This is a genomic window from Brevibacillus gelatini, from assembly GCF_050920745.1.
GTDB classification, from domain to species: domain Bacteria; phylum Bacillota; class Bacilli; order Brevibacillales; family Brevibacillaceae; genus Brevibacillus; species Brevibacillus gelatini.
Map to the genome: position 1 here is coordinate 2499418 of NZ_CP154342.1, position 26247 is coordinate 2525664.

General features: G+C 54.9%; 22 protein-coding genes. 7 read left to right on the forward strand and 15 right to left on the reverse strand.

The window, feature by feature from the left end:
* Positions 1–97 precede the first annotated feature (97 nt).
* The 4 genes from AAFJ72_RS11935 to AAFJ72_RS11950 all read left to right on the forward strand — a co-directional run bounded on the left by AAFJ72_RS11935 (position 98) and on the right by AAFJ72_RS11950 (position 3679).
* Positions 98–1588, forward strand: coding sequence for an NCS1 family nucleobase:cation symporter-1 (locus tag AAFJ72_RS11935; RefSeq protein ID WP_432774134.1), 1491 nt, complete (start codon positions 98–100; stop codon positions 1586–1588).
* Positions 1589–1842: 254 nt separating this feature from the next.
* A complete protein-coding gene (locus AAFJ72_RS11940; protein WP_432774135.1) occupies positions 1843–3096 on the forward strand; it encodes a helix-turn-helix domain-containing protein in 1254 nt (417 codons plus the stop codon).
* A gap of 16 nt (positions 3097–3112) precedes the next feature.
* On the forward strand, positions 3113–3292 hold the full coding sequence (locus AAFJ72_RS11945) for a hypothetical protein (protein WP_432774136.1): 180 nt from the start codon (positions 3113–3115) through the stop codon (positions 3290–3292).
* Between the two features lie 210 nt (positions 3293–3502).
* A complete protein-coding gene (locus AAFJ72_RS11950) occupies positions 3503–3679 on the forward strand; it encodes a hypothetical protein (protein ID WP_170163476.1) in 177 nt (58 codons plus the stop codon).
* A 125-nt stretch (positions 3680–3804) separates the two neighbouring features.
* Here AAFJ72_RS11950 and AAFJ72_RS11955 read toward each other — a convergent pair whose 3' ends face one another.
* The 5 genes from AAFJ72_RS11955 to AAFJ72_RS11975 form a co-directional block, all read right to left on the reverse strand.
* Positions 3805–4317 carry a hypothetical protein gene (locus tag AAFJ72_RS11955; protein ID WP_432774137.1) on the reverse strand — a complete coding sequence of 171 codons (513 nt, stop codon included), beginning with the start codon at positions 4315–4317 and terminating at the stop codon, positions 3805–3807.
* A 97-nt stretch (positions 4318–4414) separates the two neighbouring features.
* Positions 4415–5305: a nitrilase-related carbon-nitrogen hydrolase gene (locus AAFJ72_RS11960; protein ID WP_432774138.1), complete on the reverse strand. Its 891-nt coding sequence runs from the start codon at positions 5303–5305 to the stop codon at positions 4415–4417.
* A gap of 31 nt (positions 5306–5336) precedes the next feature.
* Positions 5337–6722 carry a dihydropyrimidinase gene (gene hydA, locus AAFJ72_RS11965; RefSeq protein WP_432774139.1) on the reverse strand — a complete coding sequence of 462 codons (1386 nt, stop codon included), beginning with the start codon at positions 6720–6722 and terminating at the stop codon, positions 5337–5339.
* A 101-nt stretch (positions 6723–6823) separates the two neighbouring features.
* Positions 6824–8101, reverse strand: a complete 1278-nt coding sequence (preA, locus tag AAFJ72_RS11970; RefSeq protein ID WP_432774140.1) for an NAD-dependent dihydropyrimidine dehydrogenase subunit PreA — start codon at positions 8099–8101, stop codon at positions 6824–6826.
* Between the two features lie 119 nt (positions 8102–8220).
* The gene (locus AAFJ72_RS11975; protein WP_432774141.1) at positions 8221–9567 is read right to left on the reverse strand and encodes an NAD(P)-dependent oxidoreductase; all 1347 of its coding nucleotides are present in this window, start codon (positions 9565–9567) and stop codon (positions 8221–8223) included.
* A gap of 190 nt (positions 9568–9757) precedes the next feature.
* Between AAFJ72_RS11975 and AAFJ72_RS11980 the strand changes: the two genes are divergently transcribed.
* Together AAFJ72_RS11980 and AAFJ72_RS11985 are read left to right on the forward strand one after the other, a co-directional pair.
* Positions 9758–10273, forward strand: coding sequence for a hypothetical protein (locus AAFJ72_RS11980; RefSeq protein WP_432774142.1), 516 nt, complete (start codon positions 9758–9760; stop codon positions 10271–10273).
* A gap of 9 nt (positions 10274–10282) precedes the next feature.
* On the forward strand, positions 10283–10693 hold the full coding sequence (locus AAFJ72_RS11985) for a hypothetical protein (protein ID WP_432774143.1): 411 nt from the start codon (positions 10283–10285) through the stop codon (positions 10691–10693).
* An 8-nt stretch (positions 10694–10701) separates the two neighbouring features.
* Here the strand turns inward: AAFJ72_RS11985 and AAFJ72_RS11990 are convergent, their stop codons facing one another.
* The 5 genes from AAFJ72_RS11990 to AAFJ72_RS12010 form a co-directional block, all read right to left on the reverse strand.
* Positions 10702–11967, reverse strand: coding sequence for a hypothetical protein (locus AAFJ72_RS11990; protein WP_432774144.1), 1266 nt, complete (start codon positions 11965–11967; stop codon positions 10702–10704).
* Positions 11968–12150: 183 nt separating this feature from the next.
* Positions 12151–13479, reverse strand: a complete 1329-nt coding sequence (locus AAFJ72_RS11995) for a hypothetical protein (RefSeq protein ID WP_432774145.1) — start codon at positions 13477–13479, stop codon at positions 12151–12153.
* Positions 13480–13676: 197 nt separating this feature from the next.
* Complete coding sequence (locus tag AAFJ72_RS12000) at positions 13677–14261, reverse strand: TIGR00730 family Rossman fold protein (RefSeq protein ID WP_122906257.1); 585 nt, start codon at positions 14259–14261, stop codon at positions 13677–13679.
* A 290-nt stretch (positions 14262–14551) separates the two neighbouring features.
* On the reverse strand, positions 14552–15916 hold the full coding sequence (locus AAFJ72_RS12005) for an aspartate aminotransferase family protein (protein ID WP_432774146.1): 1365 nt from the start codon (positions 15914–15916) through the stop codon (positions 14552–14554).
* A gap of 14 nt (positions 15917–15930) precedes the next feature.
* On the reverse strand, positions 15931–17439 hold the full coding sequence (locus tag AAFJ72_RS12010; RefSeq protein ID WP_432774147.1) for a CoA-acylating methylmalonate-semialdehyde dehydrogenase: 1509 nt from the start codon (positions 17437–17439) through the stop codon (positions 15931–15933).
* 165 nt (positions 17440–17604) lie between these two features.
* Here AAFJ72_RS12010 and AAFJ72_RS12015 point away from each other — a divergent pair, with 165 nt between their 5' ends.
* The gene (locus tag AAFJ72_RS12015) at positions 17605–19269 is read left to right on the forward strand and encodes a PucR family transcriptional regulator (RefSeq protein ID WP_432774148.1); all 1665 of its coding nucleotides are present in this window, start codon (positions 17605–17607) and stop codon (positions 19267–19269) included.
* 86 nt (positions 19270–19355) lie between these two features.
* Here the strand turns inward: AAFJ72_RS12015 and AAFJ72_RS12020 are convergent, their stop codons facing one another.
* The 5 genes from AAFJ72_RS12020 to AAFJ72_RS12040 form a co-directional block, all read right to left on the reverse strand.
* A complete protein-coding gene (locus AAFJ72_RS12020) occupies positions 19356–21620 on the reverse strand; it encodes a S8 family serine peptidase (protein WP_432777184.1) in 2265 nt (754 codons plus the stop codon).
* Positions 21621–21765: 145 nt separating this feature from the next.
* Complete coding sequence (locus AAFJ72_RS12025) at positions 21766–24174, reverse strand: AAA family ATPase (RefSeq protein ID WP_432774149.1); 2409 nt, start codon at positions 24172–24174, stop codon at positions 21766–21768.
* 164 nt (positions 24175–24338) lie between these two features.
* On the reverse strand, positions 24339–24551 hold the full coding sequence (locus AAFJ72_RS12030; RefSeq protein WP_122906251.1) for a hypothetical protein: 213 nt from the start codon (positions 24549–24551) through the stop codon (positions 24339–24341).
* 46 nt (positions 24552–24597) lie between these two features.
* Positions 24598–25638, reverse strand: a complete 1041-nt coding sequence (locus tag AAFJ72_RS12035) for a Gfo/Idh/MocA family protein (RefSeq protein ID WP_432774150.1) — start codon at positions 25636–25638, stop codon at positions 24598–24600.
* Between the two features lie 278 nt (positions 25639–25916).
* Positions 25917–26243, reverse strand: a complete 327-nt coding sequence (locus tag AAFJ72_RS12040) for a hypothetical protein (RefSeq protein ID WP_432774151.1) — start codon at positions 26241–26243, stop codon at positions 25917–25919.
* Positions 26244–26247 lie beyond the last annotated feature (4 nt).

Sequence of the window (26247 nt, forward strand, 5' to 3'; positions counted from 1 at the left end):
TTCCTTCCCCCAATATAATGTTACAACTTGTATTTCAGACAACCTGGGGGCAGTTGTCAAAATACGAGTGATTTTGTCAATAAAAAGGAGGGAAAAAATGAAGACGCAGGAAGAAGTGAACGGAATCGTCACCCTGACAAAAGAAGGGGAGGACCTCATCAGTCACAGCTCGCTCTATAATGAAGGGCTGCGGCCGACTACCAAAGCTGAGCATTCGTGGACGGCGTACAACTTTGCCAGTCTTTGGATCGGAATGTCGATCTGTCTTCCCACGTACGCGATGGCAGCCGGGCTGATCTCGTTGGGCATGAGCTGGTGGCAGGCGATTTTGACCATTATTCTCGGAAACTGTATTGTCCTTATTCCTATTCTTCTCAACTCTCATGCCGGAACGAAATTCGGCATCCCCTACCCTGTGTTCGCCCGACTCTGGTTCGGCTCCAAGGGCGCACACATCCCGGCGGTCGCCCGCGGCCTGATCGGAGCCGGCTGGTTTGGCATCAACTGTTGGTTTGGCGGTGCCGCCATCGATACGCTGCTCATGTCGATGACAGACTGGGCCAATGTCCCCGGCCATCTGTGGATCTCCTTTTTCGGTTTTTGGCTCCTGAACGTATGGGTCGCCTATCGCGGTCCGGAAGCGATCAAAAAGATGGAAGCCTGGGCAGCGCCGATCCTGATTATCATGAGTCTCGCCTTGCTCGTATGGGCTTTGACCAAAGCAGGCGGATGGGGCCCGATGCTCTCCGCACCTTCCAAATTCACCTCGATTGGCGAATTTTTGCAAGTCTTTTTCCCGGCCCTGACAGGAGCAATCGCCTTCTGGGCAACCATGGCGCTCAATATCCCCGACTTCTGCCGTTACGCCAAAAGTCAAAAAGCGCAAATCATCGGGCAATCCTCTTCTCTGCCGACGACCATGGGCTTCTTCTCCTTTATCGGGGTAGCCGTTGCCTCCGCTACCGTGGTGATCTACGGAGAAGCACTTTGGGACCCTGCTGCCGTGCTGGCCAAGTTCTCGCCATTCGCCATCTTCCTTGGTACAATCGGGATCGTTCTTGCTACCTTGACTACCAATGTGGCCGCCAACATCGTCGCCCCCGCCCGTGCCGTGGAAAATCTCGCGCCACGCCGACTCTCCTACGAAGCCGGAGCGATTATCGCCGGAGTCGTCTCCCTGCTCATGCAGCCGTGGTATATTTTAGAAAATTTCGGTAATTATATTTTTCTCTGGCTCGGCACGTATGGCGCACTGCTTGGCCCGATTGACGGGATTGCGATTGCGGACTACTGGCTCGTACGCAAACGGCGCATTCACCTGGTAGAGCTGTACAAACATAACGGCATGTACGCCTACAAGACAGGTTTTAACGTAAGAGCGATCTGGGCGATGCTGATCGGGATTGCCATTCCGTTTGTCAGCAAGTTCATTCCCGGCCTCCATCTCATCTGGGACAACGCCTGGACGGTTGGGCTCCTGATCTCGCTTGCGATCTACACGTGGATGATGAAAAACGACGCCTCGATCTTGAGCCAAAAAGAGTACGACCAGATCACGACACAAGCAGAGGAGTCGCGCGCTTCCTGAGGCGGAAGCAGGATATAAAATGACACCTTTTCACTATCCCCTTTCAGGTAGACAGTGAGAAAGGCCAAGTTGCGCAAGCTTGGTGTGACACTGGTACCTGGAGGGGATTTTTTTCAGGCAAAATGTTATTTGGAGTGTTCCTTTTTAGCTTCAATATTTGGTAAAATCTTTTTTCCTTTTTATAAAATTTAGTGTAAAAATGTAAAATGATGTTATCATTCACTATAAATGGATAAAACAGGAAGGTGTTCTGCTTGATCGGTGATCTTGTAAAAGAATACAGAAATCGTGCCAATTTGACTTTAACCGAATTATCGGAGAAGACTACCCTCTCCCATGCTACCATCAGCAAGATTGAAAACAACGGCATCCAGAGGCCCAATCCGCGCCATCTCCTTACACTCGCTGAGGCTTTGGGAATCCCATTCGATCAAATGATCGGCGGCTGTATCCACTATGTGAGAAACCTTGAAATGCTGCACTTCTTACTGGACAAGGCTATTACTCATAAGCATCATAGATCCATTCAGAAAATCTCCGAAAAAATATTAGCCTGTACCCGATTGGATACATTCCAGACGCTAGACGGCCTTTACCAATATGCAGGTCTGGTGGAAGATGAAAAAATTCAGGTGCTGCTTTACGATACGATTTTGAAATACGCTCGTGAGCATGGAATACCTGTCTATCTTGCCCGCGCGCTTTTTCAGAAATATTTGATTAAGCGCAAAGACTTGGCTCGCCGGGAACACTCCTACAACGAAGGGAAGGAGCTGTTGCACTACTTGCATTACCTGCATGAAAACGACCAAGTCATTGCTCTCTACCGGCTGGGATTACAAGCGTTTAGTTTGAAACTGTACGGTGAATGTATTGAACACTGTCGAAAGGGCTTGTCCAAAAACCAGGAAGCAAGCGAGTTACAGGCGGCAGCTACTTTGGCAACCTGTAATTCCTATTTATTTTTGGAAGATTACATACTTGCCAATGTTTTTCTGAAAGAATATGAAAAATTCGACTATCCCTATGTACAAGAAAATGCCGAGTACCTACGGGCCATTCTCTATTCCAAGACAGAAGACTATCGGAAGGCCATTCCGTTATTTGAGAAGTGCCTGGAACGGTCAAAGCCAAATGCACGCATCCCCATTGCAAATGACTTGCTGAACATTTTTCTGAAAATGGAGGATTTGCACGCCGCACAAACCATTTTTCACCAAGAGAGCTCGATTCTACCCGCCGAGATCGAAACACCCTATATATTCGATCAAGTAGGGCTCTACTACAGCTTAAAAGGGAAATTCATGATTGAGCAAGGCATACTTGATGCGGGAATAGAGTGTTTACAGAAGAGCATCCAATATTACGGGGAGATTGGTGCTTATCGGGAGATTATCGAGAATACATCTCTCCTGATTCGCTCTCATCTCGTTTTTGGAAAAATGTTGAATTTAGAGGTTTTACAGGAATTAGAAAAGCTTTATAATGTAATTGTTAGAAAAAAATGAAAGGTCTGGTGATTACATGAAAAAAAAGGCATCTTTTCTGCTTGTAGCTTTAACTTTGGCGTTTGGCTCTTTTTTCGCACTGAATGTTTCGGATCAAAACAGCAAGAACGATGCTCTTTTTGCAATGGATGCTTCTCATGGAATTAGCCACGAAAAGTCTAATTCTCCCCAAAAAGTTCCAGACCCTGGATATTAAAGTTTGCGGCCACTCCTTTATGGCGCGGTGAGTTGATAGGATCCCCTTTCAGGTAGACAGTGAGAAAGGCCAAGTTGCGCAAGCTTGGTGCGACACTGGTACCTGGAGGGGGCTTTTTTTCAGACGGATTGTCATACGAACAGAAATCCTGAGAAATGTTTCATCATAGGATGTTATGGAAAAAGTAACGTTTGACAAGGAGGTTATGGCATGTTTTGGGGAATCATTTTGGCTTTTGTCGTACCCGTGCTTGTTCTTGGCTATGTGGCTGACAGACAGCGCAAAAAGAAAATCTATTATCATGAAAATCATGATGCCGGAAAAGAAAATAGAAACCATACATCCGAAGCGGAAGCTTTAAGCAGAACTTTCATGGATCCGCCATAAAAGGTAAACGTCCCAACCAGTGTGTCCCGGTACAATGCCGAAACACACTGGCAACCTGGACCTTTTTATGACAGTCTCATCGTCCCCGTACTGCGCTCCACCCGTCGATCGTCTCGGTTGATCCCTCACACTTCAAGCACCGAAAGAAGCGTAATGTCTTCAATTTGCGAATCAGGCTCATAGCAAACATAGTACGTAAGCTCCGGGCTGATCCGATAGCGAATCCCCCGGTATCCACAGGAGAGCAGATAGGCCCGCACCTCATCCCCGGTCCATTCCAGCCATTCCTCGTACGCAAGCTCAGCGACGCGCCGCTCCAGTTCCTCCGCGCCATGTCTGTGCTGCAGCGCCTCGTTGCGCAGCTCATTTTCGCCGTAGCGCTCGTCCAAACAGAAAAGTCCCGGCAAAGCGAGCTGCTGCTTAAGCACTGCGGCTTTGTCCCCGATCGTCTCAGCGTGGCAGATCGCGTACTGGGCGGCCACAAGCGGATTGCTCACCAGATAGACACCCGCTCCAAACACCGCCTTCGCACTCGCTCCGTTGGTGAACTGGCGGCGTTCTGCCCGTTCGTAGCGCTGCGCCTTGACGACCCGCAGTGCTTCTTCGTACTCGACTCCCCGAAAAACCGTCTGCTTCATTTCTGGCCGCTCCTTTTTGCCGTTTTTCGTGAACAACAGTCAGGCCGAGATGCGAAAAGGAGGAAGACGCGTGTCTGGCGTCTCCCCCTCCTTTGTTTTACGGCAGCAATTTGACCATATCGCCGTACGTCTCCGGGCGACGATCGCGGAAAAATTGCCACGTATCCCGCACTTCCCTGATCTTTTCGCGATCCATGTCCGCCACGATCACCTCGTCCTGGTCGCGGCTGCCGACAGCGACAAACTGTCCGCGCGGATCGACCAGGTAGGACTGTCCGTAAAATTCCCCCATGTTCCACGGTGCTTCCGTCCCCACGCGATTAATGGCGGCGACGTAGTAGCCGTTTGCCACCGCGTGTGCGGGCTGTTCGAGCTTCCACAAATACTCGGACAGTCCGGCGACGGTAGCGGAAGGATTGAAGACGATTTCTGCGCCATTTAGGGCAAGCAGCCGCGCCCCTTCCGGGAAGTGGCGGTCGTAGCAGATGTACACGCCTACCTTGGCAAAAGCCGTATCGAACACCGGGTAGCCCAGGTTTCCCGGCTTGAAGTAAAACTTTTCCCAGAAGCCACAGCCGCTGCTGCCCACCCCTACATGCGGGATGTGCTGCTTGCGGTACTTGCCCAGGTACGTGCCGTCTGCATCAATGACGGCTGCCGTATTGTAATACGTGCCGATGCCAACCTTTTCATACACGGGCAAGATCAGAACGGTCCCGAGCTCCCTGGCCAGCGCGGAAAACTGCTGCACAGTCGGTCCGTTCGGCACCTCTTCCGCCGCGTCGTACCATTTCGTGCTTTGTTCCGCACAAAAATAAGGGCCGTAAAAAATTTCCTGCAGACAGATGATTTGCGCCCCTTTGCCAGCCGCCTCCCGCACCATTTTCACGTGTTTCTCGATCGCTTTTTCCTTGTGGAGATGAACGGGTTCATCGCCGTGCACGTCGTTTTTGGCCTGAATCAGACCGATTGTCACTTTATCTGCCATCTTGCTCCTCCTCACCCAAGTTTTTGAACAGCTATGGTCTGGCAAATGTCGAACGCTTCACGAAGCGGCCCGCCCCGGCATGGCCGACAAACTGCTTGTCGCGGACGACGAACGAGCCGCGGGACAGGACGGAAATGACATCGCCGCATACTTGCATGCCCTCAAACGGGTTGTAGTCGACATTCATATGGTGTGTCTCCACCGAGATCGTCCGCTCCGCAGTCGGGTCGAACAAAACGATGTCCGCATCGGAGCCGACTGCAATCGTGCCTTTTTGCGGAAACATGCCGAACAGCTTGGCGACCTTGGTGGAGGTGATGTCCACGAATTGGTTCAGGCTGATTTTTCCTTTGCGGACGCCTTCGGAAAAGAGAATGGTCATGCGGTCCTCGATGATCGGGCCGCCATTCGGAATCTTCGTAAAATCTCCGCGGCCCAGTTCTTTTTGCCCGGAGAAGTTGAACGCGCAATGGTCGGAGCCGACGGTTTGCAAAATGCCGTTTTTCAGGGCGCTCCACAGTACGTCCTGGTTCCACTTTTCCCGCAGCGGCGGAGACCAGACGTATTTCGCCCCTGCGAAGTCCGGCTTTTCGAGCGCGGTCATATCGAGCACCAAATATTGCGGACATGTTTCGCCGTAGACGTTCCAGCCTTTTTCGCGCGCTTCGGCAATCCGGCGGACGGCATCGGCGCAGGAAACGTGCACGACGTACAACTGCGCATCCGCCAGCGCCGTGAGGGCAATCGCGCGTCCGGTCGCCTCTCCCTCCGCTTCAGGCGGCCGGGTGTAGGCGTGGTAGATCGGATCGGTATTCCCTTGGGCGAGCGCCTTCCTCGTCAAATAATCAATGACATCTCCGTTCTCCGCATGCACCTGAACCAATGCTCCCAGCTCACGTGCGCGGATCAGCGTCTTGAACAAGGTCTCGTCGTCGGCCATCAGCACATTTTTGTACGCCATGAACACTTTGAGCGAGGTAATTCCCTCGTTGTTCACGACCGACTCCAGTTCTTCCAGCACGTGGTCATTGGCATCGGACACCATCAGGTGGAAGCCGTAGTCAATGACGGCTTTGCCCCTCGCTTTTTCGTGCCAGGTCGCAATCGCAGAGTGGAGCGACTCGCCTTTGCTCGTCAGGCAAAAGTCAATGATGCTCGTCGTCCCGCCGAATGCGGCGGCTTTTGTCCCGGTGAAAAAGTTATCCGATGTCACCGTGCCGCCAAACGGCATGTCAAGGTGCGTGTGCGGATCGATCCCGCCCGGAAGCACATAGTACCCGGTTGCGTCGATGACCTCTGCATCCGTCGCTTGCAAGTCCGTGCCGATCGCGACTACCTTATCGCCGTCGATCAGCACGTCTGCCTGATACGTGTCTGACGCCGTCACAATCGTGCCGTTGCGAATCCATTTTTTCATGACCTTCCTCGCTCCTTTCCCTGGCGTGCATGAATGAGACAACACTACCCTCGTACATGCTTATTCCGCTGAAGTCCTCTTCATGCCAAACAGCCTGTTTTTCACGTCTCGCAACTGCCGCCGCCCGCCAAGGCCGCCTGGCGCTGGTTCCAGGAAAGCGGCGGCTTGCCTGTCGGAATCTCCACCATCTCGATTGTTCCTTCCACCGGACAGACGATGGAGCACAGATTGCAGCCGACGCAGTCTTCCTCGCGCACCACCAGCCGCTCCTTCCCCGTCGCATCGTCCCTTACGATCTCAATGCACTGATGAGAGGTGTCCTCGCAGGCGATATGGCATTTGTTGCAGTGGATACAGGTTTCTTCATGGATGCGGGCGACCACCTTGTAGTTCAGGTTCAGGTTGCCCCAATCCGAATACGTGTGTACGGCCTTGCCGACGATGTCCATGACCGAGGCAATCCCGCGCTGGTCGAGGTAGTTGTTCAAGCCGTCGATCATGTCTTCCACGATCCGAAAGCCGTGGTGCATCGCGGCTGTGCATACTTGCACACCGGTTGCTCCCATGAGCAAAAATTCGACCGCATCCCGCCAGTTGGAAATCCCGCCGATGCCGGAAATCGGCACGCCTACAAACGGGTCGCGGGCACACTCGGCGACCATGTTCAGGGCAATCGGCTTTACCGCTGGCCCGCAATAGCCGCCATGTGCTCCTTTTCCATCGACGTGCGGAATCGGCAGCCATTTGTCCAGATCGACGCCCATCAGGCTGTTGATCGTGTTAATCATGCTGATCGCGTCGGCTCCGCCTTCCGCAGCCGCCCTGGCGGTAAAGCGAATGTCAGTAATGTTCGGGGTAAGCTTGACGATGACAGGCGTCTTTGCGACTTCTTTGACCCATTCGACCTGCTGGCGGATCAGATCGGGGTGCTGCCCGACAGCCGAGCCCATGCCCCGCTCCGCCATCCCGTGCGGACAGCCGAAGTTCAGCTCCAGGCCGTCAACGCCGATTGCCTCCACTTTTTTGACGATTTCATGCCACGCCTCCCGCTTGTGCTCGACCATGAGCGAGGCGATCAGCGTATGCTTGGGAAACCGTTTTTTCGTCTCATCCATTTCCTTCAGATTGACCGCAAGCGGTTTGTCGGTAATCAGCTCGATGTTGTTGAACCCAAATACCCGCTGCCCGCCAAAAGTCAGTCCGGCGAACCGCGACGAGACGTTGATGATCGGCTCCCCGAGCGTTTTCCAGACGGCTCCGCCCCAGCCCGCTTCAAAAGCCCGCTGGACCTGGTACCCCGAGTTCGTCGGCGGCGCGGATGCCAGCCAGAACGGATTCGGGGATTGAATCCCTGCCAGATTGATAGAAAGATCGGCCATGATTGCTCTCCTCCATCTTATTGGCGCTGCCACAGGCACGCCGTACTCCCCTGCCAGACTCACGCTCTGCGAAAAAGCGCTTCCAAAAATAAGGTCAGAATGTTCTGTACATTAATCCCCTAAACAGGCTGCTTCTGGTCGCGGATCGCCTTGTCAATCGCATGAGCGGCACGCTTTCCGTGATTGGCCGCGTCGACGACCATCGCATCCGTTTTTCCTCCGCCAAAAATGACATCCCCGGCGGCAAACACTTTCGGGTGCGAAGTCCGGTACGTGCCTTCCTCGACGCTGACGATGCCGTTTTCATGCTGCAGGCCAAACTGCTCAACCAAGGCCACGTGGCGGTTTTGGCCAATCGCTTTCACCACAAAGTCGACCTCGATGGAAAACTCACTCCCCGGAATCGGTACCGGGCGTTTTCGGCCTTTGGCATCCGGCTCACCCAGCTCCATCCGGATCAGCTCCAGCCCAGTCACGCGCCCATTGCTTCCCAAAACGCGCTTCGGAGCCACGAGCCAGCGAAACTCCACGCCATCCTGCTTGGCGAACTCGTACTCGAACTGGTAGCAGCTCATTTCCTGCGCCGTTCTGCGGTACAAAATCTGCACATGGTCTGCTCCCAGCCGCTTTGAACAGGTCGCAGCGTCAATCGCTGTATTTCCCGCGCCGATCACGACCACTTTTTTGCCGACCATCTCTGTAGGAAGCGGCCCGGTCTTTGTCTCCTCCACCAAAGCAATCGCGTCCAATACGCCTTCCAGCTCTTCTCCGGGAATGTGCAAGGAAGGCACGTTGCCCATGCCGACTGCCAGCAGGACCGAATCATAACTTTCCATCAGCTCGTCTGGCATGATGTCAACGCCAATGCGCGTGTTCGTCTTGATGGTAACGCCCAATGCTTCGACCTGCTCAACCTCCCAGAGCGGGATTTCCTGCGGCAGCCGGAAGGACACGATGCCGTATGTGTTCAGCCCGCCCGCTTTTTCTTTTGCCTCGTAGATCGTGACCGCATAGCCAAGCCGGGCAAGCTCCCGCGCCGCCGACAGTCCGGCTGGCCCCGCTCCGACAATCGCCACCCGCTTGCCGTTGGGCTCCCCTTTTTCAAACAAGGTCACGTTGTTGCGGATCGCCCAGTCTGTCGCATGGCGCTGAAGCAGCCCGATCATAATCGGTCTGGAGGCGTGGTTGAGCACACAGGCTCCTTCGCACAATTCCTCTGTCGGACATACGCGCGCACAGCTTGCCCCAACCGGATTGGCTTCCATGATCGTCCTCGCGGAGCCGAGCAGATTGCCTGTTGCGATTTTACGAATGAACATCGGAATGTCAATCGACGTGGGGCAAGCCTTGATACAGGGCGCGTCGTAGCAGAACAGACAGCGATTCGCTTCATCAATCGCTTCCTTCGGCTTTAGGGCGCTCACCACTTCGCTGAAATTTTTTTGCAAGTCCAACGGGTCGCTCATCCATACACAGCCTCCTTGCCAGCAAAAATAAGATGCTTGCTATTAATCAATGTGCAGCAGCCCCGTTTTATGATTGTTTCGTTTCCTATCAACATATGTTTTTCGTGCAATCAATCGCCGCCCGCAGTCATGAATGATTTCACACCCGAATAGGCTAACAGTAACCACGTCTGTCAAGGAGTCTGTCAGGATGAAAGACTACACCCGCAAGATCGCGCAAATCAAACAGCACATAGCAGAGCTGACCACACAGCTTGCCGAACTGGAAAGCGAGCAACAATGCTATCACGAGCAGTTGGCGCAGCGCAAAGCGTACATGTCTTCGCGGGAAATTCTTGCGTTATTGGAGCAAAAACATGTCCGCATCGGCAGCATGGCTACGATCAAGCGCTGGTCAGATCGCGGCTGCCTGGGTGAAGGTGTGGAGGAACGGGAAGCTTTTCCGCTTTTGGCGAGCAAACAGGGGAACAAACGGTTTCTGTACCCGCGCGAAACAGTGCTGTCATTTTTGTATGAAAAAGGGCTGCTCGCCCCCGCGTACGAAGTGCTGGACCGCGTGCGCTTCCGTCATGCCTGCCGGGACACAGGCTGGGCATTGGTCACTGCCGTTTCGCGCCGCGACCTGCGTTTCTTTTACGACGTTCAATTGGAGACAACGGGAGAAGTCGTGCTTCAAGTACCGGAAGAAGATTTGTTTCTCCCGTAAGGAGGCACTATGGAACTGGCCGTTATCATACTGGAAAATACTGCGGACAATCAGGAGCTGTCCCGACAAATTCGCGATTTTCACAAAAAAAAGGGGCAGCCCCTCGCGATCCGTTTCAGCGAAGGACTGACCCATATTATTTTGGAGGCACCATGCCTGTATATACCAGACCCAAAGCAGCTCGATCCGCGCACGGTTGTGGACGGACAGATCAACGCGAGCGGCGGACATGGGGAAATTCACCCGCGCCACAAAGGGAAGACCGTCAACCTGCACCTGGATTCCGAGCTGGTAGCCGAGCTGGAGCAAATTCGCGCGCTCGTCAGCAGCAAGACACAGCAAGAGGTAATCCGCGAGCTGTTCATACGCGGCATGCGCGCCTATTTGGCGGAAAAGAAAGGCGAACAATCCGCTGACTAGATGCGGCTTCATTTTTTCCAATCAAGTTGGATACGCTCTCCGGCAAGCTGGTATTGCACCGTGTACGTTTTGTCTGGCTTGTCCCCGCACACAAACGCAATCTCCTTTTTCGCCAGATCGAGACGTGTTTCATTGACATCAAACATCGTGATCGGCACCGCTTGCTGCTCGTCCCAGGACAAAATGGCAGTTGCCTTTTGCGTGGGGACATGGTAGACACCAGCTTCGTTCATCGTTTCATAATAGATCCAGTGGTGGTCCAACCAGACAACTTTCTCCACGAAATGCCCAGGAAAAAACTGGGCGACAGGCTTGTCCTTCCAATCGTAAAAACGGATATTGGCGGAGCTGTACAGACCTTCCGAGTCGATGACGGCCACTGTTTTTCGGTCCGGCGAAAATATTCCCTCGCTTTTCACTTTTACAATATTGGCCTTTTCTTGCTCGATTCGCTGCTTTTCGGCCACAACGAGCGCATCTTCCGGAGAGAGGCTGACATGGGGAAGCTTCACCAGGGAAGACAGCACATCTTTTGCCGGGAAATTGCTGTAGATCGTCAATGTCCCCTCTTCCGGCGCACCGTCGTAGGCAATGCCAATCGACGGATATTCCCAGGCATACGTGCCAATTCCGTGCAGATGGTAAGTAAAGTCAGGCTGGCCCCAGGTGCCAAAAATGGAAAAAGCAGCGGAAGCAGCCGGCTCGGCGAGCTTCTCTCCATACGCTTGCAAATGCTGCGCCATATCGACAAGCGTACTCACGTCTGGCACACGATCGCGGCGATAGAGAGAAAACGCCTTCCCTTTTTGTTCGTCAAAAGTGACAAACAAGTAGTAATCCTGATAGGAATATCCGATCAGCCCGTACTCCTGTTCAGTGAAGGCTGGGGTGCCCAGCTTGCGCAAAATCTCCTGCCTGGGCGTCTGAGCGGTGATGCCCGGAACGATTTCTCCCTGGTAGCCCGGCTCAGCCAACACGCCAAACGCTTGCCCGTTTTCATCCCACTTGACGGCAATTCCCGCCTGATAATACGCATAATCGTCGAACGTCTTGACGGCTTGTCCCAAAAATTTGCCCAGTGCGTCCCGTTGCCATTGGCCACTCTGGAACACGTGGACGAGTGAAGTTTGCGCCAGCTCCTGCGCAGCATTCGCCTGATCTGTTCCGACCTGGCCCGGTACGGTCTGCTGCATGCCCGTAGCCACACCGGCCAATGAACCGGTTGCAAGCAAACCAAAGCTTGTAAGCAAAAGAAACACGTATTTCGCCAACACGGTAGTCCCTCCCCGATCAACCTTACTTCGACTATCTTTCCCAGTTTAGCAAAACATACCGAATGATTGCCAATATTTTCTCCTGACTCCATGCGGGTTTACTGCAAAAAGCCTTGCTCCCACCGCTTGGGCAAAGCAAGGCTTTTTGCGATTGATCGGTTTTATTGCATGGACAAAACAGGCTTACTTCGATTCGCCGTGCAAATAGTTGAAGAATGGCTGGTCAACCCAGAACTTGTACGTTTCCACGTTCAGCTTGTCGCTCAGTTTTTTCAGGCCCGCCACCACTTTTGGCGACTCCTCGTTCAGGGAGAACGTCTGGACGATGTAGCGACCTTCCTTGATGAGGTTGTTCGTGATGACCGGATAGTCGGCCAGCTCCGTACGGGAGTGGTAGAGCGGCTGCCACCAGGATGCTTTCAGCAGGCCCGTCACGTCTTCCTGATATCGTTTCGCATACTTCAGCACCAATGGCTGGAAGCGTTCCTTCTCGGCTTTGCTCGCAAACTCGAAGCTCAAGTCGTATTCTTTTGCATAGGCGATAAAATTGCCATTTTCAATCTGCACGACCTGATAATCATCCGACTGGGTAGGCTCGCCCCATTCCTTCAAGTAGATGAAGGCAGATGTTTTCGGCTCGAACTGGACTTTGGCGTGGATGCCTTCGCTTTTCAACAGACCGATCAGTTGAATGGCGTGAGCAATGTCGCTGTGTCCGTAAGTAATGGTGCGCTCCGGATCAAAGTGCGGATCGAAGGCAGCGTCTTTCAGGTTGTAGCCGGTAATCAGGTTTTGCTTGAGGCCCGTGTCGATGATCTCTTGCAGCTCTCCCGCCTTGATAAGCGACGATTCGCTCCAGGCTTGCGCGAGCTTTCCGTAAATGTCCGCATCCTGCACGTTGCCCAGGTAGTTCTTGTAGTTGCCGTGGAACTCTACGACTTTCCCCAGCAGTTGCACAGCCAGTTCTCCGGTCGTGTCACCGTCTGCCTTGATCGCGGAAAGCGTGCTCGCAGACACAAGCCCGGTGTCAAGGGCAACGGCTACTTCCTGTGCAGCCTGCAAGGAAAGTGTCCCTCCCTGTTGATAGGCAATGCCCGCCGTTTTCAGGGACGCCGCCACTTTGTCCTCGCTGTACGTGTAAGCAAGCTCGGCCAAATCAGCCGCCTTCACAGCGGCGCTGATCGCTTCCCAGGCGGCGATTTTCGCCGTACCCGCGGCTTGCGGAACGTAGCCTTTCGCGTTTGCTTCTTTTTCCGTTATACTTTGGGTAGCCGCTACCACCTTGGCCAGTGCCTGGGAAAATTGCCCGCGGGTCACTGCCTTGTCAAGGGAGATGCCGTATTGCTGCAACAAAAAGCTGCCGTACTCTGCCTGCGCTGTTGCGTTTGCCGCTTCTTTGGCCAGGACCGCAACAGGCTGATTCGCTGCGGCTCCCGCTGTCGCCGGGAGAGCCAGCGCGGTGATGAGCGCTGCTGTGGTGGAAAGCTGAAGCCACTTGTTCGTTTTTCTCATGTCGGTTCCTCCTTATGTACGAAGCAAAATATATTTTTACTATTCCTATTTGTTAACTAGGATATATTGTCATCTACCTTATCACCTGTTCTTATTGTCTGTCAATCTTTTCTTGTTCCATGAAAAAGTGCCCTTCCAAAAAGCAAGAAAGCAGCTCGCTTCCGTTTTTCCAAAGCGAACTGCTTTTTTCTGTTCCCCTATTCTTCAGTCAGCTCCGACCATTTGTTCCCTTTGACTGGCGGCTTGTAGTCGCGCAGACGGTCGAGCAAAACAGCCGGATCGCTCTCGCACACGACCAGCTCTCCTTGCATCTGCGGGATGAAGCCTGCCTCTGTAGCGTGCCGCACCATTTCCAACAGCGGCGTATAGAAGCCGTCTACATTTAAAAGCCCGATTGGTTTCGAATGAATCCCGATTTGTCCCCAACTGACGACTTCAAAAATTTCTTCAAACGTGCCATAGCCTCCGGGCAAGGCGATAAATCCATCGGACAAGTCGTGCATTTTCGCTTTGCGCTCGTGCATTGTGACGACCTCATGCAGCTCTGTCAGCCCCTTATGTACGATCTCGCCGCGAAACAGTCCGGTCGGCATGACCCCGATCACTTTGCCGCCGCCTTCGAGTACCGTATTCGCCACTCGTCCCATCAGCCCCATGTTGGAACCACCGTAAACCAGCTCAAGCCCTCTTGCCAAAAGCTCTCTCCCCAGCATTTCGGCATACTGGGCATAGGCCGGATTTACGCCTGGATTGGAACCTGCAAAAACACAGATACGTTTCATGCCATCCTCCTAGATCCATCAAAGTTGCGTGGCTTTTGGCACCACTTTTTTGTGTACTGGATCATTATACAAAAATCTGGAAAGGACAGATACATGTGAATATCAGGGAATTTCAGGAACAGGCAGGAAAATTTATGGGGAACGCTGCCGAACGTAGAAAAACACAGACACAAGGATAGCATCAGGAAGATTGCAGCGAAAAAAACAGCAGTCACCCCGGCCACGTCTCCCGTAAAGAGCGTGGGGGCTTCTGCTGTTTTCTTGACTTGAAAAGGCTTTCTTTCAAACTTCTATCCCAATGTGTCGAACGCTTCCTTCATAACGCGGGCAATAAAGTCGATGTCCTCGCTCGTGGTCGAAAAGGGCGGTGACAGCGTCAGGACGTTGTTGAAGCCGGGGATCGTGTCACCGTTGCGACCGATGATGAGGCCGCGCTTTTTGCACGCGGCGATGATTTGCGTAAGCTTCGCCGGGGTCGCGGGCTCTTTTGTTTTGCGGTCCTCGACCATTTCGATGCCCATCAAAAAGCCGAAGCTGCGAATGTCGCCTACATTCGGGTGATCGGCCAGGAAAGCGAGCTTGGCACGCAATTCGTCCCCGAGCTGCTCGGCGCGTTCCACCAGCTTTTCCTCTTCCATAATCTGAATGTTTTTCAAAGCGAGCGCACAGGCCGCCGGATTCCCGCCAAACGTGTTGACGTGGCGGAAGTGCTGATTGTTGCCCGGCTCGTTGAACTTGTCGGCAATGTCGGCACGCACAGCCGTTGCCGACAGCGGCAGGTAGGCGCTCGTAATTCCTTTTGCCATTGTGACGATGTCCGGCTTGACCCCGAAGTTTTGATGCCCGAATTTTTTGCCGGAGCGGCCAAAGCCACAGATGACCTCATCGACGATCATCAGCACGCCGTACTTGTCGCAAATCTCCCGCACCTTCGGCATGTACTCGGGCGACGGCACGATCACTCCCCCGCCTGTAATGGTCGGCTCCATGATGACGGCAGCGACCGTTTTTTCGCCTTCCCAGTTGATGACCTGATCGAAGTACCCGGCGCATTCCAGGTTGCATTTGCCGTACGATTTCCCCGCCGGACAGCGGTAGCAGTACGGCGGCGGCACATGCAAAAACCCTGGCGCAAGCGGCTCGTACTTTTCCTTGCGCACAGCTTGGCCCGTCGCGGCGAGCGCTCCCATCGTGTTGCCGTGGTAGGCGCGGTGCCGGGAGATGAATTTGTAGCGGCCCGGCTCGCCGTTTTGGTGATGGTACTGGCGGGCGATTTTGAACGCGACCTCGTTCGCCTCTGATCCGCTGTTGGAGAAAAAGACGCGATACTCCTCACCCAGCCACTCGCTCACTTTTTCTGCAAGACGAATGGCCGGCACGTGACTTTGCGTCAGGGGAAAGTACGCGAGCTGCTTCAACTGCTCGTAGGCGGCATCTGCCAGCTCCTGCCGTCCGTACCCGACGTTGACGCACCACAAACCAGCCATGCCGTCCAGGTAGCGGTTGCCGTCAATATCCGTGACCCAGGAGCCTTGGGCACCCGTCACAATCATCGGATTCGGATTATAGGGCGACATATGGTGCCACATGTGCTCGCGGTCTGCCGCAAGCAAGCTTTCCTTGTCGTACTCATGCAACAGTTGATCTTGCTCCATCGCCTACGCCTCCTTTATTTCACGAACACGTTTTGCGAGCCGATGCTCGTATCGCCATCTTCAAACCATCTGGAGGTAACTGTCTTTTTCTTCGTGAAAAACATGACGCCATCCTTGCCGTTGGCGTGCAGGTCGCCGTAAAACGATTCCTTCCAGCCCGAGAAGGCGAAAAAGCCCATTGGCGCAGGCACGCCCACATTGACGCCGACCATCCCGGCCTCAACGCGCTGCACGAACTCCCTGCCCCATTTTCCGTTGTTGGTATAAATCGTCGCCCCGTTGCCAAAGCGGGAGCGGCTAATCGTTTCCAGTCCTTCTTCAAAATTTTTCACGCGCATCACACTGAGTACAGGAGCGAAAATTTCGTCGCGCACGATCACCATTTCCGCATCGGCCTGGTCAAAAATCGTCGGCCCAAGGAAGTAGCCTTTTTCGTGCTGTTTCGCATCCTCTCGTCCGTCGCGCACGAGCGTTGCACCGGCTGCGAGCCCTTTTTCAATGTAGCCGTGCACCTTGGCCAAATGCGAATCGCGGATCACCGGACCGAGATCGACCCCAGCCTCAAGCCCGTTGCCCATCGTCAACGCGTTCGATTCTTCGATCAGGTGCGCCACCAGCTCGTCAGCGATTTCCTCGACAGCGACGACCGCGCTCGCTGCCATGCAGCGCTCGCCCGCACAGCCGAACGCGGAACTGACAATCGTTTTGGCTGCCCGCTTGAGGTCGGTGTCGGGCATGACCAGATGGTGGTTTTTCGCGCCAGCCAGCGCCTGCACCCGTTTGCCGTGAGCGGCGGCGGTCTTGTACACGTACTCGGCCACTGGCTGCGAGCCGACAAAGGAGATCGCCTTCACATCCGGGTGCTCCAACAGCCCGTTGACGACATCGTGTGCCCCATGCACGACGTTGAATACTCCGTCCGGCAAGCCCGCTTCCTTCAGCAGCTCCGCAATGCGAATGCAGGACAGCGGCGTGCGTTCCGAAGGCTTGAGGACGAACGTATTTCCCGCTGTTATGGCGATCGGATACATCCACATCGGAACCATCACAGGGAAATTGAACGGAGTAATCCCGGCCACGACGCCCAGCGGAAAGCGAATTACCTGGCTGTCGATATTGGCCGCGATATTTGGCAGCGTTTCGCCCATTAACAGCGTTGGCATCCCGCACGCAAATTCGACCATTTCCAGCCCGCGCAAAAGCTCTGCCTGCGCCTCCGGCAGATTTTTCCCGTTCTCCAGCGTAATCATCCGGGCCAGTTCGTCCTCGTGCTTCATCAATAGACTGTGAAAACGAAACATGATGCGAGCCCGCTCCACGACCGGAGTTGCGCTCCATCCGGCAAAAGCTTCTTTGGCAGCAGCAACGGCCTTGTCCACATCTTCTCTCGTCGACAGCGGCACGCGGGACAGCAGTTCGCCTGTCGCCGGGTTCGGCACGTCCTCAAAGCGGGCTGCCTGCGATTCCACCCATTGTCCCCCGATGTAATTTTTCAATGGAGTACCAGCAGCGGCTGTGTTCATCCTTTCAACTCCTCGCCATCTTTTGTTTGACAATTCCATTTTATCCAAAAATAAAACGCGCCATCACTAGACAAAATGTCAATCATTCGCTAACATTCATCATACATGATGTCAATTGCCCGGCTGCAAAGCACATAGGGAAACGGGCAGAGAGAGGAGAAGCCTATGAGCAATGACTGGCGACTGACCGTTGCGGAGGCGATCAAGCGTCCTTTGTTTCAGCATGCCGAGATCGTGGCAGGGCAGCATGGTCTGTCCCGGCCTGTGCGCTGGGTCCACGTCCTGGAGACTGCCGATACGGGACGATTTTTGAATGGCGGCGAACTGATTCTCTCTACCGGACTCGGCTTCGGGGAGGCAAAAGAAAAGCGGCTCGCCTATTTGGCCGAGCTGATCCGGCGCAAGGCGTCGGGACTGTGCGTGGAGTTGGGCGCGTACATCCCGTCGATCCCTCAAGACATGCTGGAGATGGCCAACCATCACGAATTTCCGCTCATTGTGTTTCACCAGCCTGTGCGCTTCGTCGATATTACGCAAGATTTGCACGAGCACCTCATCAATCGGCAAATGCAGGCACTGCGAGCGCTCGAAATGTACTCTCGCGGCCTGCAACAGCTCAGTCTGCAGGCTGCGGGCATCCCCAAGCTGCTCCAGCATTTCCAGTCAGCGGTAAAGACGCAGGTGCTGTTTTACTCGCCAGACGCCGCTGCCCAGTACGTCCCGGCCCTGCCGCATGCGGTCCAGCAGGAGTTGACCGAGCTGCTGCGCACCCATTTTGTGCAGGCCGACACGAGCGATGCCAGCGTCCGCTTTCACCCGCTTTCTGCGACGAAGCAGTTGATCTATCAGCCTGTCATGGCAATGGGCCATCTGCTCGCTTACGTCGGGTTGATCTTGTACGAGCGGGAGGCGGACGAGTATTTGCTGTTGACCCTGGACAATACCGTCTCGGCGATGGCCCAGTTTTTCATGCGGAAAATGTTTGCAGAGGAACAAACCCGCGCCATGGAAAACCGCCTGTTCGACGAGCTGATCGCCAATCGCGCGATGCCGGAAGAGCATATGCGTACGCTACTCGGTCTGTCCGGCAGCAGCAAGACACCTGCCTACTACACGCTCATCATCTCCTGTGAAAAAAACACCGACCTGTCAGATGACGCTCTCCCGCCGCACGATTTGACGGCCATTTTCCGCTCGCTGCTGACGCGACAAGGATTCCGGCCGTTCATCCGCTGCACGGGCAATCGCTTTTACATTTTGCTCATCGACCAGAAGACAACAGCGAACGCTCGGCGCACACTGGAAAAGGCGTGGGCGGAGATGAAGCGGATTGCCGGACAGATACTCGGAGCAGAGGCCCGGATTTCGTGCGGAATCGGGCGTGTGGGCAAACGATTGTCTGACGCCGGAAGACACCTCGCGGAAGCCGAGCAGGCACTCGCTTTCCAGCGCGAAGCCACCAGTCCGTTTTTTGCGGACCTTGGCCTGTTTCGCCTGCTGTTTCACATCCCGACCGAGCCTGTGCTTGCGAGCTTTATTACCGATTACCTTGGCCCGCTGCTTGCCCACGACGAAAAGCATGGTTCTGCCCTCGTGCACACGCTGCGCGTCTACCTCGATGCCAACCTGTCCAAGCAGGAGGCTGCCGAGCGATTGTTCATCCATCGGCAGACGCTCTATCACCGTCTGGAAAAAATCGCGGAACTGATCGGCGACGACTATACCTCCCCTGAGCGCCGCATCTGCCTGGAGATCGCCCTGCGTGCGCGGGAATGGCTGCAAAAAGAAGAGGACGGCGCCACGATGCTGGAAAGCCCGCCCCTCATCTGAAACCGGACACAAAAAGACACAGCCTTTCGCTTGCACAAAAGCAAAGACTGTGTCTTTTGTTTGATCCGTACAACCGTCCTGCCGGACTACCGCTTTTTCGTTTTGCCTGGGTAGCGGAGGTCCAGACGATACTTCGCTTCCTTGCCGTCCGCAAGCTCCAGCCGTATCTTGTACAGACCGGATTTTGGCAGCTTCATCTTCAACGTTTCGGGATTGTCTGTCCCCGTCGCGGCAGCCAGCTCCTTCCCGTTGTTGTCGTACACGTACATCTGGAGGTCGGCGTCTTCATCCCACTCCAGCGACAAGCTCAGCTCGCCCGCTACAAAGGTGCGGATGACGTACTCCCTGTAAGGAGTCTTTTTGTTCAGCGTCCCTTTTTTCAGTTCGTTTCTGACCTCGTAAGGTTCGCTGTCCTCCTGACCGTTATCGTCGTCCTTGCCGTCCTCCTTCTCCTCTTCATCCTTGACCTTCGCCCATGTTCCTGTCGTGGCGATGGCGTACGGCTGCGGCCCTTTTGGAATGTTGTAGCCTTCCACTGTAACGGTATACGTCCCTTTTTCCGGCTCCACAATCCAAATCTGCTCGACGTTGTTCAGGTTGTCTACCTGGTCGTCGTACGGCGCTTCGAAAAAGTCGTTTCCGTTCAGACGCTCGCCGCTCGGGGTCGTGACCTTCAGATTCAGGTCGTTGACGAGCGTGCGCCGGGCGGCAAACGATGCGGGATAGTCCGTCCAGGCAAGCGTGATCGCGAGCGGCTGCGAGCTGTCTGTCACTTTTACCGCGTACTCTGCCTTTTCCCGCGTGCGCAGCCCGTCCTTGACGTCCTTGTAGCTCGTCTGGATCGCCCGCGCCAGATTGGCCCGTCCGAAGCCTTGCTTGCGCATGTCTTCGCCCAGATCATCTGCACTCGTCAAAAGTATCGCCTTGAGCAGCGCGCCGCTCGGCTCCTTCTCCCCCTGCTCGTCCAAAAACTGCCGGATTTGCGCGACACCGCCTGCAAGAATCGGTGTGGCGAGGCTCGTACCGCTCATATAGGCGTAGTAGTCGTTGAAGCGCTTGTCAAAATTTTTGCTCGGAGCAAGCGACGAGCGGGTCGACAAAATCGACGTTCCCGGTGCAACAATGTCCGGCTTCAAGCGTCCGTCCTCCGTCAGCCCGCGACTGCTGTCTGTCCACACCTCGTCTTTGTTGTCGGAGTGGCTGCCAAGGTTCGGACGGACGTTTTCCGTTGCGCCAACGGCGATCACGTTTTTGGCGGTCGCCGGACTCCCGACGCTCTGATAGCCTGTCCAACCAGCGTTTCCGGCTGCGACCAGCGCAGTCATGTCCGGATGCTCCCACAGGAAGCGGTCGAAAAGAAACGAGCTTAAACTGTAGGCCCCGTTGTCATCGGCTCCCCATGAATCGGAATGAATCCGGGCTCCGTCCTCGTACGCTTCCTGCAAAATCGTCTCGACATCAGTGACCAGCTTGCCGCTGCGATCTTCAATCGAGTGAAAGACGAGCTTCGCATCTGGAGCCATTCCCTTGTACTGCCCATTCGATGCCTGGCCTGTGCCAAGAACCGCGCCCGCTACATGCGTGCCATGCCCGTGCCGGTCGCTCGCATCGTTTTGTCTGCCCATGGCGTACAAGCTATTGACCTGGCCTTGAAAATCCGGGTGGATCGACTTTACATCGCCTGTATCCAGACCCGTATCAGCCACGCCGACGATCTGTCCCTTGCCTGTGTAACCTGTAGATGCCAGCTCGTCCGCGTGAACAATCGTTGCCGCGATGTCATTGTGCAACTGATTTTCCGGGACAGGGATGATCGCGATGACATCCTCCGACTCGATGACTTGTCCAATCGCCTCTTCGTCCATCGTGACAATCGAAATGTGCGGAGCGATCTCCGGCGACTCGATCTCCTTGATATTCGCCTCGTCTGCCAGGCGGCTGACGGTTCGCAGCATGTCCACTTTTTGGTCGAAGCCGATCACCGCCACTTCTACCGGCTTGTTTTTTCCCAGCGTGGAACGCAACTGCGGTGCCAGTTTGGCCTGCGGATGATACGGAATCACTTTTTTCACAAAAGAAAGCTGCTCGATTTCTTTTCGCTCTTCCGCGGAAGGCAGCTTGGCCAAAAAGGCGTAATCCGGTATGTAATCGCCGAGCTTGACCCCCATGTCTTCCAGTTCGTCCTTCCATTGCTCGCGCACCGGACCGGACAACTGAATGACGACGAGGTCACTGGCGCTTGGTCTGGACGATGTTTTCTCAAGCGCCAGCTCTTCCTGCGCTTCGATCTCGATATTTCCCCGTCGCTCTCCCGGCTGACTGGCCTCGGCCGGCACGCTTGCCAACAGCATGCCCAAAGCGATAGTCGTACTTAAGGTTGCTTGCCATTTTTTTTGCAAAGAAAAAACACCCTTCCCCCTCATGTCCTTGTTCTTCCATTATACGGGAAAGGGTGAATTGTCAAAAGAGTAGGAAGACCGTTGTCCGGGACAAAAACTAGACTTTTGTCCCGTTTTCTTCGGCTTCCCATGTGAAAAGAGGCTGAAAGTCGCTCCACAAAAGCGTCGCGAGCAGTTCATCGTCCCAGTTCTCGCGGGAAACGCCCGTGATGCGCAACGCCTGGTTCTGGATCGCCTCCTGCAAAAGATTGTAGCTGAACCGCCCGTTTCCATGCAGCCGCTGCTCCTTGGAGGCTTGTTCCAGACGTTGCACAATCGCCGCCACGGCGCTTTCCTCGATCACATAGCCCGCCTTGTCGGCAGCCTGCTGCAAAATTTGCACAAGCTCTGCCACCGAGTAGTCGGGGAAGTGGATGTACTTTTTAAATCGCGACAAAAGTCCCGGATTGCTCAGGAGCAGCCCGTTCATTTCCCCAGGGTAGCCTGCCAGCACCACGACCAGGTTTTCCGCGTGTCGCGTCATTTCCTCGACGAGCGTGTGGATCGCCTCCTGGCCGAAGTCTTGCTGGCTTGGTCCGAGCAGAGCGTACGCTTCATCAATAAACAGCACACCCCCCAACGCCTCGCGCACTTTCCTGCGAGTGAGCGCCGCCGTCTGCCCGACGAAGCCTGCGACCAGATCCGCCCGGCTTGCCGTGACGAGGTGTCCGCGCTTCAAATAGCCGACCTCCTGCAGCATCTGCGCATAGAGCTTCGCTACCGTCGTTTTGCCCGTGCCCGGATTGCCTGTAAACACCGCATGCAGCTCAATCGCGTTCCTGGGCAAGCCTCTTGCCGCCCGCTCCTGCTGCACGGCGACATAGGCGGCGATTTTTTTCAGCTCGGCTTTCACCGCTTCCAGCCCGATCAACGATTGCAGCGTCGCTTCGGCGGACGATTCCGCAGTCGGCTGCGGTGCCTCGCTGACATCCTCCGGCCGCAAAATGGTGAAGTCGTCCCATTGCAGCGCTTTGCCTGCGGTCGCCCGCCCTTTGGCGAAAATCGCGTCCAGCACCAGATTGGTGACGGTGCGGGCATTGCCGAACGTATCGTCCACCTGCGCTTTTTCGATGCGCTCCCGCAAAGCCGCCTTGGCAGCCTCCGTCAGCGTAAAGTCGTTTCGCGCTGCTACCGCGTCCGCAATCTGCACCAGCTCGTCCGCGTCGTAGTCCGGCAATACAAAGTGTCCGGCCTGTGGAAAGCGGCTGTACAAGCCCGGATTGGCGTACAAAAACTGCCGCATTTCTTCCGGATAGCCTGCGAGTATCACCACAAACCGCCCGGCGTACTCGCCACTTGTCATCGCCGCCACCAGCGTGTCAATCGCATTTTGGCCGTAGTCGCTGCCCGAGCTGTCCGGCCGCTTCAAGCTGTACGCTTCGTCAATGAACAGCACACCGCCGTCCGCCTGCTTGATCGCCTCCATGACCCGCTGCTCCGTCTGCCCGACGTAACCGCCCACCAGATGGGAGCGGTCCACTTCCACCAACTGCCCGTTGGCAAGCAGCCCCAGCTCGTGGTACAGGCGAGCGATCAAACGGGCCAGCGTCGTCTTGCCCGTACCCGGATTGCCCATCAGCACGAGGTGAAGCGGCAGTTGATCGTGCATGTGCCAGCCTTTTTCCTCGCGCAGTTTGCGGTATTGCAAAAACTGGGCCAGCTGGCGCACGCGCTGCTTGATGTCGCGAAGACCGATCAGGCTCTCCAACTGCTCCAGCGCGGACAGTTCGCCATGCCGCTTTGCTTCGGGAGCTTTGCTGGCCACATCCGTTTCTTCCTCCGGCAACAACTGCTCTTTTTCCTCTGCCTGTCCGTTCAGGGCGCGAATCGTCTCTTGCAGTTGGGTCAATAGCTCTGCCGAGAAAAAGACGCCAGAAAGCGATGCCCCGTACGCCTGGACGCGCTCCAGCAGCTCGGACAGCAGCTTTTGCCGCCTGTCATACAGCTCGACCATACCTGTCGCTGTTGCCCTCGCCCGTTCGTCCCCCAGCTTTATTGCCGTCTGCAGCGCATCTTTGGCAATTGCCTGCCACTGTTCGATTTCCGCCTGCGCATGTGTTGCCTTTTCCTGCACGACCTCAACGGCCCGTCTTTTCGCGACGACATTATCCGTCTCGCGCACGGTTGGAAACGCCGTTTCAAGCTCATGGCTGCGCAGTTGGGAAAAAGCGAGCCGAAGCCGAACCTCCAGTGCATAGGGATCGTCCGGATGCAGCGTCAATGCCCGTTCCAGCCACTCCTGCGCCAGCGCATAGCCGCCTTTTTTCGTCATGCGCAAAGCAGACAGTCTGGTCAGGACCGCCGCTTCTGTCCGGTCAAGCTGCTCGTCCGGACTGTCGCTGCGTGCCTCTTCTATTTTTTGCAAAAGGGCCAAACATTCGGCCTCTGTGTATGCTTGAATGTGTGCACGATCGACCTGTGCGCCCGCTTTGGCTTGCTGTCGATCTCGCTCGTATTGTTGTTGCATGCTTTTTTGTTCCTTTCGCTCCTACGTGTCATTCTATGTTGTAGCACATTTGCCGCCGGAAGAAAAGGACACAGGGCACACTTGCCGTCTCGCGCCTTTGTTTCCTGCATGGCAAGCAAAAAACCGCAGCCCCTTTTGTCCCGGACTGCGGTCTTGCTTGCGTGTTACCCTTGTACATTTCCCAATTCCACATCTGCGGCAAAATGGGCGCGGGCAGACTCCAGCACTTCGCCCTCCGAGCCTGCCGAAATTTTATAGTTCGCAACCACCTTTTTGCCTTTGCGCACCTGTACGTTGTACTGCGAATCGCCATCGTACGTGCATTCGCACTGGTAGTCCTTGCCGTTGACGTGAATGTTTCCTTCCACAGTGGTCACACCTCCCCTTTTAGTGTGACCAACGCTTTCTTTCGTCATGCTGCCGTCAGGCAAAAAGCTCGACGCGTTTGCCTGTCGCAGCGGACTCCATTGCCGCTTCGATAATGCGCAGCGCCTGCAGCCCGTCTTCTCCTGTCACAGCCGGAGCCGTTCCGGTGCGGATCGCCTCGACAAACGCATCAATGACGCCACTTTTCGTCTGCGCGTCATTCGTCTGCATCGCGCCGATCTTGTATACTACTCGCTCGCCGCCAGCGCTCACAATCTCGATGTCTTTTTGTGGGTCGGCAAATATTTTCATGATACCGCGCTCGCCGTACAGAATGGTGCTGTTGTCCTCATCGCCGTAGTAGCTCCAGCTAAAGGACGCCGTCCCGACTGCGCCTGACCTCGTTTTCAAAAGACATACCATATGGTCGCACACCTCGATAGGCTGGCCGTGTTCGTCTTTTTTGTCCAGAACGTCTGCAAATGCGCTGACCTGCACGATCTCGTCCTGCAGCAAATAGCGCAACAGATCCACCTTATGAATGCCCAAATCGCCTGCCACTCCGAGCGCCGAGCGCGATTTTTTGAAAAACCACGTGCCTTTTGTCCGATTCGCGCTCCAATACTCCGGTCCTTTATGCCCGAAGTTCGTCTTGAACGAAAGAATTTTTCCCAGCTCGCCTGCCTCAATCAGCTGCCGCGCCTTTTGATGGGCGGGTACGAGGCGCTGGTTGTGGTCGATCATCAAAATTTTCCCCGAAGTGCGTGCCGCCGCGAGAATCGTCTCTGCCCCCTCGATGGTCGTCGCCATCGGCTTTTCGCACAACACATGCTTGCCCGCGAGCAGCGCCTGCGAGGTGATGATGTGATGCATCTCGTTTGTCGAGCAGTCGCTGATGGCTGTGATCTCTGGATGTTGGACGACTTCCTCCCAGCTCTCCGCTACTTGTCCGCCGTACTGGTCCGCCAGTTTTTGCGCGCGATCGGGATTCGGATCGTAGACGAGGTGAATTTGCGTGTAAGGATTGCTGCTGTACTCTGGTGCATGACGATGAGTAGCGATAGAACCGCAACCGATAATGCCAACTTTCAGTGTCACTGTATCCTCTCTCCTTTTCCTGGTTCCTGTCCGACTTTTGGCAGATGCAAGAGTGAAGCCACAGGTTGTCCAGCTTTTTTGATAATGGTTTTCCCAATATTCTTATTATACAGATATTACCTTTGTTCGAAAACTTCGCTCGTTGCGAATCCACATCAGCTTGTCCAGAACGCAAAAAAAACGCTTTAGCACAGCCAGCCACCCGTACAAAAGAGCGTACAAGTGCCTGGGCATCAGCCAAAGCGTTTTTTCGTGCCATTTGGCAGGATATTGCCTGCCTAGACAGGGGAAAATGCCGACAGGACGGCAGGCTGTCTCACGGTTTCGTCATTCGGCAGTACCACGATGAGGTGGCCGCTGTCTCCATCCTCGCCGCCTTCCCAGCGTAGCGCAAATGGCTTGCGCTGGAAAGCATCGTTCTCATCCAGACACGCCAGCATCTTTTTCAGCGTGTCTGCTGTCACTGGAACCGCGACGCTTGGACCTTCCTCCTGCGGAAGCGAGAGCAGCTTGGGCGCGTCTTCAAAATACTGAACGGTATCGAGCAAAAGCGACACCTGCTGCCAGCTCAACGGTGATACAAAAGCTTCAAACGGAGTTGCCATTTTC

What these genes read in the sequence shown, in the direction of transcription:
- AAFJ72_RS12040 (WP_432774151.1), bottom strand. Translation starts at nt 26,243, where the DNA reads ATGGCAACTCCGTTTGAAGCTTTTGTATCACCGTTGAGCTGGCAGCAG.
- AAFJ72_RS12005 (WP_432774146.1), bottom strand. Translation starts at nt 15,916, where the DNA reads ATGGAGCAAGATCAACTGTTGCATGAGTACGACAAGGAAAGCTTGCTT.
- AAFJ72_RS12010 (WP_432774147.1), bottom strand. Translation starts at nt 17,439, where the DNA reads ATGAACACAGCCGCTGCTGGTACTCCATTGAAAAATTACATCGGGGGA.
- AAFJ72_RS11995 (WP_432774145.1), bottom strand. Translation starts at nt 13,479, where the DNA reads ATGAGAAAAACGAACAAGTGGCTTCAGCTTTCCACCACAGCAGCGCTC.
- AAFJ72_RS11955 (WP_432774137.1), bottom strand. Translation starts at nt 4,317, where the DNA reads ATGAAGCAGACGGTTTTTCGGGGAGTCGAGTACGAAGAAGCACTGCGG.
- AAFJ72_RS11980 (WP_432774142.1), top strand. Translation starts at nt 9,758, where the DNA reads ATGAAAGACTACACCCGCAAGATCGCGCAAATCAAACAGCACATAGCA.
- hydA (WP_432774139.1), bottom strand. Translation starts at nt 6,722, where the DNA reads ATGAAAAAATGGATTCGCAACGGCACGATTGTGACGGCGTCAGACACG.
- AAFJ72_RS12015 (WP_432774148.1), top strand. Translation starts at nt 17,605, where the DNA reads ATGAGCAATGACTGGCGACTGACCGTTGCGGAGGCGATCAAGCGTCCT.
- AAFJ72_RS11985 (WP_432774143.1), top strand. Translation starts at nt 10,283, where the DNA reads ATGGAACTGGCCGTTATCATACTGGAAAATACTGCGGACAATCAGGAG.
- AAFJ72_RS12025 (WP_432774149.1), bottom strand. Translation starts at nt 24,174, where the DNA reads ATGCAACAACAATACGAGCGAGATCGACAGCAAGCCAAAGCGGGCGCA.
- AAFJ72_RS11950 (WP_170163476.1), top strand. Translation starts at nt 3,503, where the DNA reads ATGTTTTGGGGAATCATTTTGGCTTTTGTCGTACCCGTGCTTGTTCTT.
- AAFJ72_RS11945 (WP_432774136.1), top strand. Translation starts at nt 3,113, where the DNA reads ATGAAAAAAAAGGCATCTTTTCTGCTTGTAGCTTTAACTTTGGCGTTT.
- AAFJ72_RS11935 (WP_432774134.1), top strand. Translation starts at nt 98, where the DNA reads ATGAAGACGCAGGAAGAAGTGAACGGAATCGTCACCCTGACAAAAGAA.
- AAFJ72_RS11975 (WP_432774141.1), bottom strand. Translation starts at nt 9,567, where the DNA reads ATGAGCGACCCGTTGGACTTGCAAAAAAATTTCAGCGAAGTGGTGAGC.
- preA (WP_432774140.1), bottom strand. Translation starts at nt 8,101, where the DNA reads ATGGCCGATCTTTCTATCAATCTGGCAGGGATTCAATCCCCGAATCCG.
- AAFJ72_RS12000 (WP_122906257.1), bottom strand. Translation starts at nt 14,261, where the DNA reads ATGAAACGTATCTGTGTTTTTGCAGGTTCCAATCCAGGCGTAAATCCG.
- AAFJ72_RS11960 (WP_432774138.1), bottom strand. Translation starts at nt 5,305, where the DNA reads ATGGCAGATAAAGTGACAATCGGTCTGATTCAGGCCAAAAACGACGTG.
- AAFJ72_RS12020 (WP_432777184.1), bottom strand. Translation starts at nt 21,620, where the DNA reads ATGCTGTTGGCAAGCGTGCCGGCCGAGGCCAGTCAGCCGGGAGAGCGA.